Source organism: Desulfitobacterium dichloroeliminans LMG P-21439, from assembly GCF_000243135.2.
GTDB classification, from domain to species: Bacteria; Bacillota; Desulfitobacteriia; order Desulfitobacteriales; family Desulfitobacteriaceae; genus Desulfitobacterium; species Desulfitobacterium dichloroeliminans.
Genome location: NC_019903.1, coordinates 1,724,728 through 1,741,446 on the forward strand (window position 1 = coordinate 1,724,728; position 16,719 = coordinate 1,741,446).

14 protein-coding genes, 12 tRNA genes and 1 riboswitch are annotated in these 16,719 nt (G+C 42.0%); of the genes, 25 read left to right on the forward strand and 1 reads right to left on the reverse strand.

Going from position 1 to position 16,719, the window contains the following annotated elements:
• Positions 1–31 precede the first annotated feature (31 nt).
• From potA to DESDI_RS08140, 9 genes are all read left to right on the forward strand, one after another.
• Positions 32–1,078, forward strand: a complete 1,047-nt coding sequence (gene potA, locus DESDI_RS08100; RefSeq protein WP_015262154.1) for a spermidine/putrescine ABC transporter ATP-binding protein — start codon at positions 32–34, stop codon at positions 1,076–1,078.
• Positions 1,075–1,899 carry an ABC transporter permease gene (locus DESDI_RS08105; RefSeq protein WP_015262155.1) on the forward strand — a complete coding sequence of 275 codons (825 nt, stop codon included), beginning with the start codon at positions 1,075–1,077 and terminating at the stop codon, positions 1,897–1,899. Before potA ends, DESDI_RS08105 begins: the two co-directional genes overlap by 4 nt.
• Entirely contained in the window at positions 1,896–2,687 is a 792-nt protein-coding gene (locus DESDI_RS08110; RefSeq protein WP_015262156.1) for an ABC transporter permease, read from the forward strand. The genes DESDI_RS08105 and DESDI_RS08110 overlap by 4 nt, the downstream gene beginning before the upstream one ends.
• Positions 2,684–3,733, forward strand: a complete 1,050-nt coding sequence (locus DESDI_RS08115; protein WP_015262157.1) for an ABC transporter substrate-binding protein — start codon at positions 2,684–2,686, stop codon at positions 3,731–3,733. The genes DESDI_RS08110 and DESDI_RS08115 overlap by 4 nt, the downstream gene beginning before the upstream one ends.
• A gap of 106 nt (positions 3,734–3,839) precedes the next feature.
• Positions 3,840–4,010 (forward strand): hypothetical protein, encoded by a 171-nt coding sequence (locus tag DESDI_RS08120; RefSeq protein ID WP_242825455.1) that lies wholly within the window; start codon positions 3,840–3,842, stop codon positions 4,008–4,010.
• 130 nt (positions 4,011–4,140) lie between these two features.
• Positions 4,141–5,745, forward strand: a complete 1,605-nt coding sequence (locus DESDI_RS08125; protein WP_015262159.1) for an IS1182 family transposase — start codon at positions 4,141–4,143, stop codon at positions 5,743–5,745.
• Positions 5,746–6,026: 281 nt separating this feature from the next.
• Complete coding sequence (locus DESDI_RS08130; RefSeq protein ID WP_015262160.1) at positions 6,027–6,725, forward strand: DUF1287 domain-containing protein; 699 nt, start codon at positions 6,027–6,029, stop codon at positions 6,723–6,725.
• Between the two features lie 154 nt (positions 6,726–6,879).
• On the forward strand, positions 6,880–7,443 hold the full coding sequence (locus DESDI_RS08135; protein WP_015262161.1) for a helix-turn-helix domain-containing protein: 564 nt from the start codon (positions 6,880–6,882) through the stop codon (positions 7,441–7,443).
• Between the two features lie 103 nt (positions 7,444–7,546).
• A complete protein-coding gene (locus DESDI_RS08140; protein ID WP_015262162.1) occupies positions 7,547–8,905 on the forward strand; it encodes an APC family permease in 1,359 nt (452 codons plus the stop codon).
• 172 nt (positions 8,906–9,077) lie between these two features.
• On the opposite strand, the gene DESDI_RS08145 is transcribed toward DESDI_RS08140, so the two are convergent.
• Positions 9,078–10,508, reverse strand: a complete 1,431-nt coding sequence (locus DESDI_RS08145) for an NlpC/P60 family protein (RefSeq protein ID WP_015262163.1) — start codon at positions 10,506–10,508, stop codon at positions 9,078–9,080.
• A gap of 2 nt (positions 10,509–10,510) precedes the next feature.
• A riboswitch (cyclic di-AMP (ydaO/yuaA leader) is annotated at positions 10,511–10,645 on the reverse strand.
• A gap of 210 nt (positions 10,646–10,855) precedes the next feature.
• On the opposite strand from DESDI_RS08145, the gene DESDI_RS08150 reads away from it, so the two are divergent.
• From DESDI_RS08150 to DESDI_RS08230, 16 genes are all read left to right on the forward strand, one after another.
• Complete coding sequence (locus DESDI_RS08150) at positions 10,856–11,734, forward strand: nuclease-related domain-containing protein (protein ID WP_015262164.1); 879 nt, start codon at positions 10,856–10,858, stop codon at positions 11,732–11,734.
• 94 nt (positions 11,735–11,828) lie between these two features.
• Positions 11,829–12,764 (forward strand): DMT family transporter, encoded by a 936-nt coding sequence (locus DESDI_RS08155; RefSeq protein ID WP_015262165.1) that lies wholly within the window; start codon positions 11,829–11,831, stop codon positions 12,762–12,764.
• Positions 12,765–12,900: 136 nt separating this feature from the next.
• Positions 12,901–14,367 carry an ISLre2 family transposase gene (locus DESDI_RS08160; RefSeq protein WP_015262166.1) on the forward strand — a complete coding sequence of 489 codons (1,467 nt, stop codon included), beginning with the start codon at positions 12,901–12,903 and terminating at the stop codon, positions 14,365–14,367.
• 311 nt (positions 14,368–14,678) lie between these two features.
• A tRNA-Glu gene (locus DESDI_RS08165) sits at positions 14,679–14,754 on the forward strand.
• Between the two features lie 6 nt (positions 14,755–14,760).
• A tRNA-Val gene (locus tag DESDI_RS08170) sits at positions 14,761–14,836 on the forward strand.
• Between the two features lie 6 nt (positions 14,837–14,842).
• A tRNA-Asp gene (locus tag DESDI_RS08175) sits at positions 14,843–14,918 on the forward strand.
• Between the two features lie 29 nt (positions 14,919–14,947).
• Positions 14,948–15,031 (forward strand) — tRNA-Tyr (locus DESDI_RS08180).
• A gap of 12 nt (positions 15,032–15,043) precedes the next feature.
• Positions 15,044–15,118, forward strand: a tRNA-Met gene (locus DESDI_RS08185).
• A 39-nt stretch (positions 15,119–15,157) separates the two neighbouring features.
• A tRNA-Gln gene (locus tag DESDI_RS08190) sits at positions 15,158–15,232 on the forward strand.
• Between the two features lie 4 nt (positions 15,233–15,236).
• A tRNA-Lys gene (locus DESDI_RS08195) sits at positions 15,237–15,312 on the forward strand.
• A gap of 22 nt (positions 15,313–15,334) precedes the next feature.
• Positions 15,335–15,409, forward strand: a tRNA-Gly gene (locus tag DESDI_RS08200).
• 7 nt (positions 15,410–15,416) lie between these two features.
• Positions 15,417–15,493 (forward strand) — tRNA-Arg (locus DESDI_RS08205).
• A gap of 28 nt (positions 15,494–15,521) precedes the next feature.
• A tRNA-Thr gene (locus tag DESDI_RS08210) sits at positions 15,522–15,597 on the forward strand.
• An 8-nt stretch (positions 15,598–15,605) separates the two neighbouring features.
• Positions 15,606–15,690 (forward strand) — tRNA-Leu (locus DESDI_RS08215).
• Between the two features lie 14 nt (positions 15,691–15,704).
• A tRNA-Ser gene (locus tag DESDI_RS08220) sits at positions 15,705–15,795 on the forward strand.
• A gap of 679 nt (positions 15,796–16,474) precedes the next feature.
• Positions 16,475–16,699, forward strand: a complete 225-nt coding sequence (locus DESDI_RS08230) for a helix-turn-helix domain-containing protein (protein ID WP_015262167.1) — start codon at positions 16,475–16,477, stop codon at positions 16,697–16,699.
• Positions 16,700–16,719 lie beyond the last annotated feature (20 nt).

Consider the following 16,719-nt stretch of genomic DNA (forward strand, 5'->3'; position numbering starts at 1 on the left):
CATTGTTATGCTTTTAATTAGGAGGTCAGGTATGAACAAAGAAATCATCAGGCTTGTCAACGTCACGAAAGAGTATGACGGGGTACAAGTCTTAGATAATATAAACCTATACATATTGCGTAATGAATTTATAACCCTTCTTGGACCAAGCGGTTGTGGAAAAACGACAACCCTCCGGATCATTGGAGGGTTTGAAAATGTCACCAGCGGGGAGGTTCTCTTTGAAGATCAGAAGGTCAACGATTTTCCTCCCTATAAGCGAAAAGTAAATACTGTCTTTCAGCAGTATGCGCTGTTTCCTCATATGAATGTTTTTGAGAACATTGCCTTTGGTTTACGCATTAAGAAATTAGACAATAAGACGATTCGATCAAAAGTCCTTCAGGTTATGGAACTCATGAATCTAAGAGGATTTGAAAAGAGAAATATTGATTCCCTAAGTGGTGGACAACGCCAGCGGGTCGCCATCGCTAGGGCTATTGTTAATGAGCCTGAGGTGCTTTTGCTGGACGAGCCTTTAGCAGCCCTTGACCTTAAGCTGAGAAAAGAGATGCAGATGGAACTGAAAAATATTCAGCAGCGTTTAGGAATTACCTTTGTCTTTGTCACCCACGATCAAGAGGAAGCACTAACCATGTCCGATACGGTCGTGGTGATGAATGAAGGGAGAATACAGCAAATCGGGACTCCCATCGATATCTATAATGAGCCCAAAAATGTATTTGTAGCAGATTTCATCGGGGAAAGTAATATTCTTGACGGGGTCATGTTACAGGACTATTTGGTGCATTTCCATGGTCGCCAATTCGAATGTGTGGATAAGGGTTTTGCAGACGACGAAGCTGTGGACGTGGTCATTCGTCCGGAGGACCTGAAGCTCTTAACCGTAGAGGAAGGCATGCTCACCGGAGAAGTTCAATCTGTGGTCTTTAAGGGTGTACATTATGAAATGATGATTCGGAGTAGCGAGTCCCTCTGGATGGTTCATAGTACCCAGATGGTGGAAGTGGGGAACAAGGTCGGTCTACAGATTCTGCCTAATGATATTCACATTATGAAGAAGGTGAGAGGGGATTGAAAAGAAAGTTTTTGACCACCCCTTATCTGCTATGGATGTTAATCTTTACGATTGTCCCCCTAGTGTTGGTGGTCTATTTCAGTGTGTTTGAGTCTGGGCCCGCTGGGGTTCGGTTTACCACTGAGCATATAGAACGGGTCTTTGAACCAATTTATCTTAAAGTTATTATGAGATCCGTAGGGCTAGCTTTTATCAGTACCCTACTTTGTTTGTTGCTAGGCTATCCGTTGGCTATGATTTTAGCTTCTAAAGAGCTTAAAATGAGAGACTTTTTAATTGTTCTTTTTGTGTTGCCTATGTGGATGAATTTCTTAGCCAGAACCTATGCTTGGATGACGTTGTTAGAAAACAACGGGATTATCAATCAGATTTTGGCAGCCTTGAGTTTGCCTGCTTTGAATATTCTCTATACAGATAAGGCCGTGGTTCTGGGCATGGTCTATAACTTTTTGCCCTTTATGGTTTTACCCATCTATTCCGTCTTACGGAAAATCGATCGGTCTCTGATCGAGGCAGCCGAGGATCTGGGGGCGACTCCCACCAGGACCTTCTTTAAGGTTATTTTTCCCCTAAGTCTCTCCGGTGTGGCATCAGGGATTATTATGGTCTTTATGCCAGCAGTTACGACCTTTGTCATCTCCAGATTGTTAGGCGGGGGACAGTATATGCTCATCGGAAACTTGATCGAGCAGCAGTTTCTGACAACAGGCGATTGGGGCTTCGGCTCATCGCTAGCCCTGATTTTGATGATCTTCTTGTTGTTGACTATGGGAATCATGGCCAAGACTGATAAGGATCAAGAAGGAGGTGGACTCTGGTGAAGTCCTTCTTGATGAAAAGCTATACCTTCCTGATTTTCTTTTTCCTTTATGCACCGATCCTCATCCTGATGATTTTTTCCTTTAATGATTCCAAGTCTCGGGGAAACTGGGATGGGTTTACCTTCAAATGGTATATTGAGCTGTTTCAGGATGGTCAGATTGCATCAGCTCTGTACTACACCATAGTTGTGGCAATTCTTGCTTCCCTGATCGCTACAGTCCTCGGCACCCTTGCGGCCATAGGGATTAATAATATGCACGGGTTTCCCAAGGCGATGACATTAAATGTAACGTATTTGCCCATGCTTAGCCCGGATATTGTTATGGGGATATCCTTGATGCTTCTCTTTATTTTTGTTAAGCTTAATTTGGGTTTTATAACCATGCTCTTGGCCCATATAACCTTTAACTTACCCTTTGTGATTTTTTCTGTACTACCAAAGCTACGTCAGCTCAATAACGACACCTATGATGCAGCCTTGGATTTAGGGGCTACCCCCTTTGAAGCTTATAAGAAAGTCATTCTACCGCAGATTTCACCGGGGATCATTACGGGTTTTCTGCTGGCCTTTACCATGTCTATCGACGACTTTGTGGTAAGCTTTTTCACCACGGGTTCTGGGGTATCTAATTTGGCTATCACCATCTATTCCATGGCTAGAAGAGGAATCAACCCCAAAATCAATGCACTGCTAACATTAATGTTTATATTTATCATGATAATCTTAGTCTTTGTGAATTACCGTATGGCCAAAGATAAACAAAATGAAACGAGGGAGAAGTATTGAAAAAAAATATCTTTAAGCAAATGGGAGTGGTTGTGCTCCTGGCAGGAATGGTCTTAGGTCTCGCCGGCTGTGGTGGATCCGGTCAGGAAAAGCTCTATGTCTATAACTGGGGAGATTACATCGATGAATCGGTTCTTGAGGATTTTGAGAAAGCAAATAATGTGGATGTCATCTACGAACAGTTCGCGACGAATGAAGAAATGTATGTCAAGATTAAAGCAGGGACTGCAAAATATGACGTGGCAATTCCTTCGGATTATATGATCTCGAAAATGATCACGGAAGATATGCTGCATACTATTGATATGAACGCTATTCCTAATTACGCCAAAATCGATGATCGTTTTAAGAATCTAGCTTTTGATGCTAAGAATCAATACTCGGTTCCTTATATGTGGGGCACCGTGGGTATAATTTACAACAAGACTATGGTGAAGGAAGCGGTGGATAGCTGGGATGTCTTATGGGATGAAAAATACACCAAGCAGATCCTCATGCTGGACAGCCAACGAGATTCCATAGCTGTAGCTTTGAAAAAGCTGGGTTACTCTCTGAACAGCAGAGATGAAAAAGAGCTGGCAGAAGCCAAAGAATTGCTGATTCAGCAGAAGCCTTTGCTAATGGCCTATGTCGGGGACGAAGTGAAGGATAAGATGATTGGCAACGAAGCAGCCATGGCTGTGGTCTGGTCAGGGGATGCTGTCTTTATGAAAGGCGAAAATCCAGATTTGGAGTATGTCATTCCTAAAGAAGGTAGCAATATTTGGTATGATGCAATGGTTATTCCTAAGACCAGCCAAAACAAGGCCATGGCCCAGAAGTTCATTGATTTTATGTGTAGCACGGACGTAGCCTTTAAAAACGCTGATTATATCGGGTATTCTACTCCGCATAAGGAAGTTATAGAAATGCTACCTGCTGAGCTGACTTCTGATCCTGCATATTACCCTGCGGATGGTCAATTGGAAAACTCAGAAGTTTTTGAAGATCTCTCCGAAGTTTTACCAATCTATGATAGAATATGGACAGAGATAAAATCACAATAAAATAAAGCGAAAACTTGAGGTTTTTATGAGTCGATTCATAAAGCTAAGGAAACTCCCAAGAAAAAAGAATATATCACAGGTAGAACCTGAGCAGCCTAAATTGGTGATGGATATTATAGAAGAAGACTATCCGGAAAAATATGATACATTGAAAAATAAGATATCTCAGCTAGGTAGACTGTTTACTCAAGATGAATGGTTAAATATTCTGATGAAGTCTAGGGCTGAACATGACCCCTTTTTGCCGAAAAGATCGGATTGGGAACGTAAAGATTAGTCAGAGTTTGAGCTAACGATTTGGGGCTGTTGCAAAACGAACAGAAGAGTTCGTCGAGCAACAGCCCTTTTTTCGTGTAAAAATAAAACTGTGGATCCCGAAAGATCCACAGTTATTGTATAATTGAGTTATGCAAAAAACCAAATCATACAATAAGAATTATACTCAATTAGGTGGCATCTATCAACTAGTTTTGCCACTTAATCTTGAAGTGTTAATACCTGAGGATGACTCCGTTCGACTGCTAAGCCACATTTTGGAGGGATTAAATTACGACGCACTTTACAAGGCCTACTCTTCCACTGGAAGAAAACCTGCAGTTGAGCCTAAAATTCTATTCAAGGTATTGACGTATGCCTACCTAAACAATATCTATTCTAGCCGAAAGATTGAATCCGCCTGCAAAAGGGATATTAACTTTATGTGGTTACTGGAAGGCAATAAAACTCCCGATCACAGCACCATAGCCCGTTTCCGAAAAGACTATCTCCAAGGATGTATCGACAATCTTTTTTATCAAATGGTTCACTATCTACATAGCATCAATGAGATAGAATTTAAGAACCTCTTTGTCGATGGAACAAAGATTGAAGCCAATGCTAATCGCTACACGTTTGTCTGGAAAAAGGCCGTTAACAAAAACGAAGCGAAGATGTTCGAAAAGATTCAGTCATGCATAGAGGAGATGAACGCTACCTATGAGGCTGACTTCAAAGTCTCTAAAGAGAGCTTGCTCGCGGACCTAAACGTCGCGTTAGCGTACTTAAAAGAGAAACGTCAGCAGGAGCAGCTTGAGTTTGTTCACGGGATTGGTAAACGGAAATCAAAGCTGCAAAAGTTTACAGAAGCATTGCAGGCATTCTCTGCCCGCCAGGGACAATACAATGCTCATAACCAGTTGTTTGAGGGAAGAAATAGCTACTCCAAGACTGACCCCGATGCGACCTTCATGCATATGAAAGATGATCATATGCGCAACGCTCAGTTAAAGCCTGCTTACAATGTACAGATCGGTGTAGAAAGTGAGTACGTCACTGGAGTTGGAGTTTTCCAAGACCGAAATGACATAGCCACCCTGATTCCTTTCTTAAAGGAAATGGAGTCTCGACTAAAGATGCGTTATGAAAATGTGATTGCAGACTCCGGATATGAGAGCGAAGAAAATTATCTTTATCTCGAAAAACAAAAGCAGACCTACTACATAAAACCTCAAACCCATGAACAATGGAAAAAGCGGAGTTTCAAAAAGAACATCGGTAAACGAGAAAATATGTTTTATAATGCGGAGACGGATGAATATACCTGCCACAATGGTAAACAGCTAAAGCCTGTGGGAATTACCTACCGAACCTCAGCAACTGGCTATCGTTCAGAAATAACCGTCTATGAATGTGAAGAGTGCAGTGATTGCCCGCATAAAAGCCGCTGTACCAAGGCGAAGGGCAATCGGAAGATGCAGGTATCTAAAAAGTTTATAGAAAAACGTCAGGTATCTTATGAAAACATCACAACGGAAGAAGGAATCTTGCTTAGAGTTAACCGTTCAATTCAGGTTGAAGGAGCATTTGGCGTTTTAAAAAACGACTACAACTTCAACCGATTTTTGACGCGAGGAAAAAGTAACGTAAAGACAGAATTTATGCTGCTGTGCTTGGGCTATAACGTGAATAAGCTTCATGCCAAAATACAAAATGAAAGGATAGGTAAGCCCCTTCATCCATTAAAAACAGCCTAAAAAATCTTTGAAAACCATAGGCTTATTTTTGTGTGCTCAAATTTAGTTCGGACCTAACAAAATTTGAAAGAATATAATATTTGCAATTAAAGTCTTATCCAAGAAGGAAAAGGGAGCATCGCTAACTACTCTAAAAAGTAGTTTTGCGACACTCCCTTTATACTTATACAAATGTATGTAACCTACCTAAAGAATGAATTAATATCCACAGCATTATCATAGCTTTAACTTCCTTTGAATATGAATAAATGCATGTTTTTGTCCATAGGGGGAAGCAGTTTATGTGCCTTATAAAGTACAGGAAATCTTTAGTCTTGGGGGCTACCTTAAGTATTTTCACAATACTTATCAGTTCAGGTTGTAGCAGGGACAGTTCCAATGAAATAAAGTACCTCGAACCGCAGCTTTACATTCAGGTACCCACGATCGAATGCCCTGTCGACATAGATCTCGACGGTATCAATGATCTCAAGGACATCGTGAAAGGCGCCAAAGACGAAGTTTCGCGGAGGCCACGCTACCGAGACAATTATTATGCAGGGGGTTATCCGCCTCGGAATGAGGGTGTATGTACAGATGTAATCTGGAGAGCATTTAAGGATGCTGGATATGACCTCAAAGAAAATGTGGATGAAGACATTCAGCAGAATATATCGTTGTACCCTCGAGTAGATGGAGTGCGAGAACCGAATATTGATTTCCGCAGAGTTCAGAATCTATTTGTTTATTTTCAACGCTATGGTCAAGCGTTAACCACAAAAGTTATCCCAGGGGATGTAGATAATCTAACAGAATGGCAGCCAGGGGATATAGTCACTTTTGGCGATCCCTATGAGCATATTGCCATAATTTCCGACCGGCGCCGGCCGGATGGGGTTCCCTATTTGCTACATAATGGTGGTCCGGTGGCCTCCGAAGAGGATCGATTGCTCAGCTGGCAAAGTCCTATTACGGGACATTTTAGGTTTCCGAAGTTCTAAAAGCACACTTACTAACATCTAAAGTAAGTGCTATTATACTTTATTACACTTGTATATTATCATATGTGATAGTAATATTATATTCGAGAACATTATCAATATTGCTAATTGCTAAATTTGATGCTGTAAAATCAAAAGAAACGAGGGGTATCTGATGGATAGTAAAGAGATGAGTAGTTTGTTGAATCCAGTTCGGATGAAAATTTTTCAACTGTTTTTACGCCATGATACGGAAACGGTGAAAAGGATTGCCGAAGAGCTTCCCGACGTTCCGCCTGCTAGTCTATATCGTCATATAAACAAATTGGTTGAGGCTGATATCATCGAAATTTGTGCGGAATATAAAATCAGGGGAACAGTGGAGAGGGTGTATCGTCTGAAAAGCAATCCTTTCTATAACGATGAACGTGTTAAGGATGCCAATACAGAAGAGCTTTTTGGAGATTTTTATTCCTTCAACATGGTCTTGCTCAGTGATTTTGAGAACTATTTAAATGGCTCGGCTGGTACAAAATATAAGGAGCACAATTTTGAAAAGGATCGAGTATCCTTTCGAGATTACTCTGTTTATCTAAGCGATGAGGAGTGCGATCAATTGGTTCATATAGTAAAGAATACCCTTAGCAGTTTTGAAAATAATAAAGGCGATGGCGAGCGGAGATTAAGGAAGTTTTCTTTCGTGATGATACCAGGAAATGAGAAGAAAAATATGTTGTAGGTAAGACGATGAAGTTATTGAATAATCCCTCTTTATTTGCTAAAGTTGTGCATGTGACTAAGTGATCTTGTCTAAAAATTATAAAAGTAGGGGAGAGCTGCGTATGGAAAATGAGCTACAGAAAAAGTACGGTTTATTTATGGCTATTGCTATGGTTATCGGAATCGTTATCGGCAGCGGGGTGTTTTTCAAAGCGGAGAAGATCTTGGTGGCTACCGGAGGCAATCTGCCGTTAGGTATATTGGCTTGGATTATTGGCGGCATTATTATGATTATTTGCGCCTATGTTTTTGCTACAATGGCCACGCGTTATGAGAAAGTAAATGGAGTCGTGGACTACGCTGAAGCAGCCATGGGTAGCAAATATGCTTTTTACGTTGGTTGGTTTATGACCACAATCTATTATCCGGCTATAACTTCTGTTTTGGCTTGGGTTTCGGCTCGCTATACCTGTGTACTCTTAGGTTGGGATATTGTAGGTGCAGAGGCGATGGCCCTAGCCGGTTTTTATTTGATCGGAAGCTATGCTTTAAATGCATTATCACCGAAATTAGCTGGGAAGTTTCAAGTTACTACCACGATCATTAAGCTCATACCCTTGATTCTTATGGCTGTTTTAGGGACAATTGCTGGCTTAAGCAATGGCGTTTTAATCAAGAACTTCACTAGTGGAGTCATTGCCGATGTGACCACAGCCAATCCTATGTTTACAGCCGTGGTGGCTACAGCCTTTGCCTATGAAGGATGGATTATTGCCACGAGTATTAATGCGGAATTAAAAGATGCAAAAAAGAATCTTCCGCGGGCCCTAACCTTTGGAACCCTCTTTGTAGCACTCATCTATATTTTATATTACACTGGTCTTGCAGGCGCCGTGGAAAACAGCGTCATCATGCAAGGGGGGGAGACCGGTGCTAAAATTGCTTTCGCCACGGTGTTCTCTAGTCTTGGCGGAAGTGTACTCTTTGTCTTTGTTGTCATTTCTTGCTTAGGGACCCTCAATGGTCTAATGATTGGCTGTACTCGAGGTTTCTATTCATTAGCTGCCAGAGGGCTAGGACCTCAACCTAATGTTTATAAAAACATTGATGCAAACACAAATATGCCTAGCAATTCTGCTATCTTAGGTTTGTTATTTAGTGGGGCTTGGTTACTATATTTCTTCGGTGCTAATTTGGTACCCGTGCCCTGGTTCGGCCCCTTTAGCTTTGATAGTTCAGAGCTTCCTATTGTTACCCTGTATGCGATGTATATCCCAATTTTTATTATGATGATGGTTAAAGAGAAGACCCTAAGTTCCTTTAAGAGATTTGTGATGCCGGTCTTGGCTATCTGTGCCTGCATCTTTATGGTGATTGCTGCGTTTTACGCACATGGTTTTGTAACTGTTCTTTATTACCTTGGGTTATTTGCATTTATTATGTTTGTAGGTGCGTTCTTTAGCTCGACGAAGAGAGCTTAAAAGTCCGAACACCTTCTTTACGTGCTTTGTAAGGAGGGTGTTTTTTATCATTTGGTTTATTGAGTTAAGTATCAATAAATGAGGATTATTTGGGAAGCTGAATGCACATAAAAAAGAACCCCATGATGGGGTTCTTTTCGATGATATAACACGATAGGATTATAGTTGCATCTTAGTATCGACGTGCCCCAAGGTAGCGAGGACCGTAGTAGCTATCGCTTACACCGGATACTTTTACCCCACTACCAGGATTGGCTGCGTGAACAAATTTGCCGTTACCGATGTAAATCCCCACATGAGAGGCTCCGGAAGCATAGGTGCTGAAAAATACTAAATCCCCTGATTGCAAATTATCGCTACTTACCTGAGAACCAGAACTAAACTGATCGTAGGAGGTACGTGGGAGGGATATCCCGGCACCGGAATAGATATACTTCGTAAAACCGGAACAATCAAAGCCACTTGTGGAAGTTCCTCCGAATACATAGCTGGTTCCTTGAAGGCTGAGAGCACGATCGACTATGGAAGAACCATCAGCGCTACCACGAGAAGTCGCCATGGCGATATTGGTCGTTTGTTTACGTGGTCCTTTAGCAACAACTTCATCCACAGGTTTTTCAACGATTTTCTCATCCAAGACTTTCTTGGCTACTTCTACACCATTTCTTTGTTCATAAGAATAGGTGACAAACTTTGAACCGTTGTTTCCTTTGGTGATAACCTTCGTTTGTCCAGGATTGAGCTTGTAATCAGTCTTTGTAACAACATCATAGGGAATTATCTCTTCCCCGGAATATGTACCTTGACTTAATACGGTCAGATACGGTTCAACCGTTACGAGATTAATCACTTCACCTGGTTTAATCACTGAATCTTCAGTGGTTCCAGGATTTCCAGCCAGAACTTCCTCGGTTAACATGTTGTTTTTACGAGCAATTAACCACCAGGAGTCGTTTTTCTCTACTTTATATTCCTTTGAGGTGACCTTGCCATCGATGAGTTTTTCATAGGCTTGATCTACTTGGTTCATCTGGTCAGGCTTGATAGAGACTTTTTCAATACTCACTTCTTCAGCAAAGCTGACGGATGTGACTTGGTTCTCATCGCTTGCTTTAGCATAATACTCTTCGTATTCTTTAAGGAGCTTTTCAGCATCATCTTGGCTAGGCAAATAAGCTATAGGTGTGCCGCCGGCAACAATTTTATAGCCTTCTAGATAATAATTTAAGGATTCAGCTAATGTCTCCTCGTTGATTATCAAGGCCTCATAGGCGGAATTCTTGATTCGAACATTTTCATAAGCGATTTGGTCCCGTGTTTTGGCAAGGACACCGTATGGCTCGCCTTTTTCTTGAAGAAAGTTATCCACAAGAAGCTGACCACTCTTAACATTCTCTACATACCCCATTTGCTGACCGTTAATCATCACAGCAGCTACAGAGGTAGTTGTTAAAGAATAAAAACTTAAGCCACCTGCTAAAATCAGGACAGCAGATAAAGAACCAATCACTTTTGGAGATTTCCAAGGAATAGTCTTCGCAAATTTCTGGACTTGGTCAGTTGAAGCGATTCTAAATTGAGACAGTTTCTCCCGAAAATGCATGCTTTGACACCTTTCTTAGCTTACGAGGTTAGTTGACGGATTCGGGCAAAAGTGTGAGCCCTACGCGTGCGCTACGCGATTCACCCCAAGAAATAGTCCCCCGTCCTAGGTTTATCTAGGTTCAGCTTTATTCTATGATTCACATATTATTATATTTTGATTCGACTCAATTTGATTCGACATCAAGACCTAAAGTTCCTTCATTTCATGTATATGTAATACGTGGAAATTCCATTACTTTATTGGATAGACATCTACAGATTAGTTATTACCTTTTCATATATGGTAAAATAGTGGCATCGTATATACTCTTGGACGAGGACCGATGGGGAAAGTGAGGGGATTCCTTGTTATTCAGAAAGAGAAAAGAAGAAAAGAAAATTAATGCACCTAAGTCAGAGATTCATGAAAAATCTCTGAAGTGCAGGAAATATAAAAGTAATTACTATTCTAAGAATTCTATAAGAAATAGAGAGTCCCTGCGAAGTAAAAGGCAGAGAAAAGATGAAATTGGTGAATATAAACTGGAAGTAGAACTCTCCCATTTACCTCAAAGGTTTAAACTTATAAGCAGTGTGCTATTGAATACCAAGGGGGGATATGTGCAGATTGATCATCTCTTGGTCTCTCCCTATGGGCTTTTTGTTATAGAGGCCTATAATTTGTCAGGACTAATTGTCGGGGAAGAAAACGATCTGAAGTGGTATCAGATGATTACCTGGAGGGTAAAAACCTTTCCTAATCCTGTCATAGAGAACCAAGCCCGCATTGAAGTATTACGAGAGCAAGCAGGTCTTGATGAGGACATCCCTGTGTTTTCTTATGTGACGTTTAACTGCCGCAGTAACCTGAAAGTCTTCTTGAGCTCGGTGTTTTATGATATAGATCTTCTTGCTTCCATTATGAAGCTGGCTCAGACTCAACCTGTGGTGCTTAGTGATGAAGAGGTTCTTGGAGTCCTAGAAGCTATTGAGAGCATCAATGTAAAAGATCAAGGGATTCGCAATGAATATGCTGCTCGCCTTCGCAAGATGAGAATGCAGGAGAGACCAAAGCATGGTGATATTCGTTGTTGCCTCTGCCAAAAAGCTGTGAATACGCGAATGGCAAGATATTGTCTTAATCGTCCAGATAAATTTGCCTGGAAAGTCTATTGTGAGAAACATCAGAAAGAGATGACCAAAATCGTCAGACGGGAAAGTATAAGATCTGAGGAATTCACATAATTGTTATAGCTTCTTATATAGAAGGATTTTTAAAAAATCCCAAATTGAGGCAACGGCAAATGCTATTAGGGAAGTGAGTGCTTGAGGTAGAATTATGAGTGAGATTGGTGTTGATAAAAATAGAGAAAAGACCCAGGATATCACGAGAAAAGCTATTAGAGGTGTACTGTTTACACTGATAGGCGGAATTAGTTGGGGATTTTCCGGTGCCTGCGGGCAATACCTTTTTTCTGTGAAGGGAATCAATCCTCATTGGGTTACAGCCGTACGGATGTTTACGGCGGGGTTGATCATATTTTGTTTTGTTTTATTTAAATACAAAGAGAAAATGGTGGGGTTATTCAGTAATAAAAAGGACCGCTGGACGCTCATTGGCTTTAGTATATTTGGACTTATTTTTTGCCAGTATACCTATTTGTTGGCCATATCATATACCAATGCGGGAACAGCGACGGTGCTACAGTATCTAGGGCCTTTGTTGATTATGGTTTTCGTGTGCGGAATCGATCGGCGGTTGCCGACGAAGATAGAAGGTATAGCTATTGTCCTAGCCGTTACCGGCACCTTTCTCTTGACTACGCATGGAAGTCTCAGTAACCTGGTCATTTCTTCCCAAGGTCTTTTTTGGGGACTAATGTCCGCCCTAGGGTTGATGCTCTATACGATAATTCCGGGAAGGATTATCAGCAGGTGGGGGAGCATTGTAGTGACTAGCTGCGGTATGTTAATGGGCGGGTTGATTTTGCTTGTATTGGTTCGGCCTTGGCGAATTCCTGTTTCCCTGGATTGGCAAGTGTTTCTGGGAATGCTGGCTATCATTGTGATTGGAACAGTAGTGTCCTTTACCTTGTATTTACAAGGAGTTAGTGATATTGGGCCTGTCAAGGCCAGTATGATCGCCTGTGTAGAACCAGTGGCAGCTACTTTGTTCTCCGCCTTTTGGTTGAATACACCTTTTGTTGGAGCCGATATCCTTGGCTTTGCCTTTATTATTACCACAGTAATTCTCTTAACAAGTAAGGGTAGTTAATTTTGAAAAAGTTAGAGTAAAATTATCGTGGGCAAAAGAGCAAAAAATTTAGGAAGAGCTAAAAAACTCTTCCCAAAATCACGAATTTCCTGTAGTTTGGTAGTTGCTAAAGCCACAAAATACAGGGGTGCGTGACATGAATAGTTTAACCAAAGAAAAGATAACATTCAAGGATATTGAGAGAGATTTTTACAAAATAGGTTGTGAAGTTGCGAAACTGCTCCTCCAAAAGTTTCTGGAAGAAATGGATACAGAGCTTGCAGAGAGCAGGGATAAAGCAGTTCTAAGACATAGAGGCAAAAAGTCAACCTCAATGAAGACCCTGATGGGAGAAGTATCAGTCGATCGAGCAATATATAGGAAAGCCAAAGACGATGGTAGTCAAGAGTATGTTTATCTTTTGCATGAAGCTCTGAGATTGGAAACAATGGGCTTTATGTCTCCTAATCTCGTAGAGAAGATTTTAGAATACAGTTGTGCAATGTCCTACCGAGAAGTAGCACAAGCGGTTTCAACCTTAACGAATCAAACCATCAGCCACCAAGGAGTATGGAACATCGTGCAAGCTGTGGGAGAGAAACAAATTGAAGCAGAAAAGGCACTAGTGGACTCCTTTAAGAAAAATGAATTAAGCGGGAGTAAAGACGTTCCCATTCTCTTTGAGGAAGCGGATGGCCTGTGGTTATCTATGCAGGGAAAGAGCAGAGAAAAAGGGAGCTCCAAAGGCAGAAAAGAGCTTAAGATTAGTGTTACTTATGAGGGTTGGAAGCCAAGATATCCGTCATCTAAAGAGTACGAAACCGTGGGCAAAATGGCTTTTGCAGGTTACATGAAATCGGAAGAGATGAAAGAACTAAGAGACGCATCAATATCTCAGAATTACAATGTAGATGAAATTATCTATCGAGTCCTAAATGGTGATGGAGCATCATGGATAAGACGAGATCATGATCAAGAAACAGATAAATTTCAGCTCGATCCCTTTCATCTTGCTCAAGCAGTCACTAGAAATGTATCAGACAAAAAGGCTAGAAGACCCATCCTAAAATGGCTTAAGGCTGGGGAATTTGGAAAGGTATTCGAAAAGATTGAGCAGCTCAAGCATGAAAGCGGCGGAGTGGCCAAAGAGATAGAAAAACTTGGTAGACTAGAAAGCTACATAAGAAGCAATATTGACGGGATAGTACCCTATAAGGACAGAGAAGATATGACGTTACCCAAAGCCCCTGAGGGCTTAGAATACAGGAATTTAGGCACGATGGAAAGGCAAGTGAGGGTATTCGCTTCCCGCATGAAAGGGGCAAGAAGCTGGAGCGAAAAAGGAGCAACCCATCTCTCCAAAATAATCGCTTTAAAAATGGGAAAAGGCTTCAAGGAAAAGATAGCAGCCCTAGTTTCAGGAAAGCTCCCGGACCGGTTGACTGAGAGATTCGTAGAAACCATAACGAACAGCAAAAGCGGACTAAAGAAGGCCGTAAAGAAATCAATATACCCGGTACATAGAGGAGAGTTGCCCTACACAAACTGCTCAGTAACAAACGGCAGGAAAGTCATTCGCAATATGTTCAATCTCAAAACATTTAGCGAGATGATCTACCGGTAAGGTTTAACCAAAAGACCCCAGATCAAGACTTGACATGGGGGCGGCTGATGCTACCCTAAATCAGGGGGATGGGGCCTACCCCAAAGGAATACATCTTGTGAGCCCCATGCCTTGACCCATGGAAGCATCCGCCGTTGGGTCCCATGTCAAGTCTACCCCAGAGTTGAACTGCATCTGGAAGCAAAAGGGATTTTATTACGTATCTACACAACTACGAGGAATAGAATTTTTGCCCACGTCTACTTGACACCAACTTTGAAAAAACCATTTGACAAGTAAAGCTAGTCCATGTATTATAGTTATTGCGCTACGGCCCATTGGTCAAGCGGCCTAAGACACCGCCCTTTCACGGCGGTAACACGGGTTCGAATCCCGTATGGGTCACCAAAATTAGGGCGATTAGCTCAGCTGGGAGAGCGCCTGCCTTACAAGCAGGATGTCGGCGGTTCGATCCCGTCATCGCCCACCAAAATACGGCCCCGTGGTGTAGTGGTTAACATGCCTGCCTGTCACGCAGGAGATCGTCGGTTCAAGTCCGATCGGGGTCGCCATTTTAATTTAATAGCGCGAAACACATAGTGGGTAGGTGGCCGAGTGGTTAAAGGCGGCAGACTGTAAATCTGTTCCGAAAGGTACGGTGGTTCGAATCCATCCCTGCCCACCACTAAAAAAACGTCGCGGGATGGAGCAGCGGTAGCTCGTCGGGCTCATAACCCGAAGGTCGTCGGTTCAAATCCGGCTCCCGCAACCAAAGGTTTTAAGTCAACGGAAGTTGATTTAATAGAAGCGTAGGGATGTCGCCAAGCGGTAAGGCACCAGACTTTGACTCTGGCATTCGTAGGTTCGAATCCTGCCATCCCTGCCATTATGAGCCATTAGCTCAGTCGGTAGAGCACCTGACTTTTAATCAGGGTGTCCCGCGTTCGAGTCGCGGATGGCTCACCATTTTCTAACAAGGCAATGAGATGCGGGTGTAACTCAGTGGTAGAGTGTCACCTTGCCAAGGTGAAAGTCGCGAGTTCGAATCTCGTCACCCGCTCCAAAACAATGCGCTCGTAGCTCAGCTGGATAGAGCGTCTGACTACGAATCAGAAGGCCGGGAGTTCGAATCTCTCCGAGCGCACCATTTTAAATTGTATTAAACAATCCCTTACGCCGTTATAGCTCAGTTGGTAGAGCGCATCCTTGGTAAGGATGAGGTCACCGGTTCAAATCCGGTTAACGGCTCCATAAACAATGCGGGAGTGGCGGAACTGGCAGACGCGCACGTTTGAGGGGCGTGTGGGTAACTCCATACGGGTTCAAGTCCCGTCTTCCGCACCATAAGTAAATATTGCGGAGAAGTACTCAAGTGGCTGAAGAGGACGGTTTGCTAAACCGTTAGAGTGGGTAACTGCTGCGAGGGTTCGAATCCCTCCTTCTCCGCCATCAATTTAGGTGAATATAGATGCCATGCGGTCAAACCCGCATGGCATCTGCCTTTTCGGGGGTTTTTACCCTCGTTTTTTTGTCCCTCAGTTTCATAGATGACATCGAGCCATTTTGACATACTGGAGGGATTCGAACCCACGTTTGGATACTGATATATGGTCGTATAGCTCAGCTGGGAGAGCGCTTGAATGGCATTCAAGCGGTCAGCGGTTCGATCCCGCTTATCTCCACCAAAAGACGATAAACCACAAGGCCAAATGACCTTGTGGTTTTTTCATATCCTACCATAGTGAGATCGGACACTTGATAAAACAGGAATTAAGAGTTAAAAAGTCCTGTGTAAAGACATGGTTCAATAGGGTAACTTATTGAATCGTATCTTTGCCGATATGCAAAAAGTGATAAGAGAAGCATTGTTGTCATGGCAATACTTCTCTGCATTTTACATAGATCTGTCGTCTTAATTTTGCTGCAATGCATCAAGGTAATCAATAATGAACTGATCGAAATCCAATTCAAAACCGGAATTGTGATGCCAATATATTGTGAAATAGTGAACATGATGAAAATAAGATTTGTATGTATTCTATTCTACTTTCGCTGAATTGAATATTGTAATCGCAGAATTATTACGATATAATTATGGAAAGATAAGCCTGACAGCGAGGTGATTGTTTTGTCTGTGAGCTACAAAAAACTTTGGAAGCTCTTAATTGATCGCGAAATGAAAAAGAAAGACCTTTGTTCTAAAGCTGGCATAAGTCACGCGTCAATGGCCAAACTTGGAAAAAACGAAAATGTGACAACGGATGTACTTGTTCGGATCTGTACTGCTTTAAGCTGTGACATTAGTGATATTATGGAGATCGTAAACGATTCAAATACGTCCGATAAAAAATAACCACAAAAGAAAGGGGGCTG

Excerpts from the sequence above, each read along its gene's own strand:
- potA (WP_015262154.1), top strand. The coding sequence starts at position 32 with ATGAACAAAGAAATCATCAGGCTTGTCAACGTCACGAAAGAGTATGAC.
- DESDI_RS08145 (WP_015262163.1), bottom strand. The coding sequence starts at position 10,508 with ATGCATTTTCGGGAGAAACTGTCTCAATTTAGAATCGCTTCAACTGAC.
- DESDI_RS08125 (WP_015262159.1), top strand. The coding sequence starts at position 4,141 with ATGCAAAAAACCAAATCATACAATAAGAATTATACTCAATTAGGTGGC.
- DESDI_RS08140 (WP_015262162.1), top strand. The coding sequence starts at position 7,547 with ATGGAAAATGAGCTACAGAAAAAGTACGGTTTATTTATGGCTATTGCT.
- DESDI_RS08135 (WP_015262161.1), top strand. The coding sequence starts at position 6,880 with ATGGATAGTAAAGAGATGAGTAGTTTGTTGAATCCAGTTCGGATGAAA.
- DESDI_RS08130 (WP_015262160.1), top strand. The coding sequence starts at position 6,027 with ATGTGCCTTATAAAGTACAGGAAATCTTTAGTCTTGGGGGCTACCTTA.
- DESDI_RS08120 (WP_242825455.1), top strand. The coding sequence starts at position 3,840 with ATGGATATTATAGAAGAAGACTATCCGGAAAAATATGATACATTGAAA.
- DESDI_RS08155 (WP_015262165.1), top strand. The coding sequence starts at position 11,829 with ATGAGTGAGATTGGTGTTGATAAAAATAGAGAAAAGACCCAGGATATC.
- DESDI_RS08160 (WP_015262166.1), top strand. The coding sequence starts at position 12,901 with ATGAATAGTTTAACCAAAGAAAAGATAACATTCAAGGATATTGAGAGA.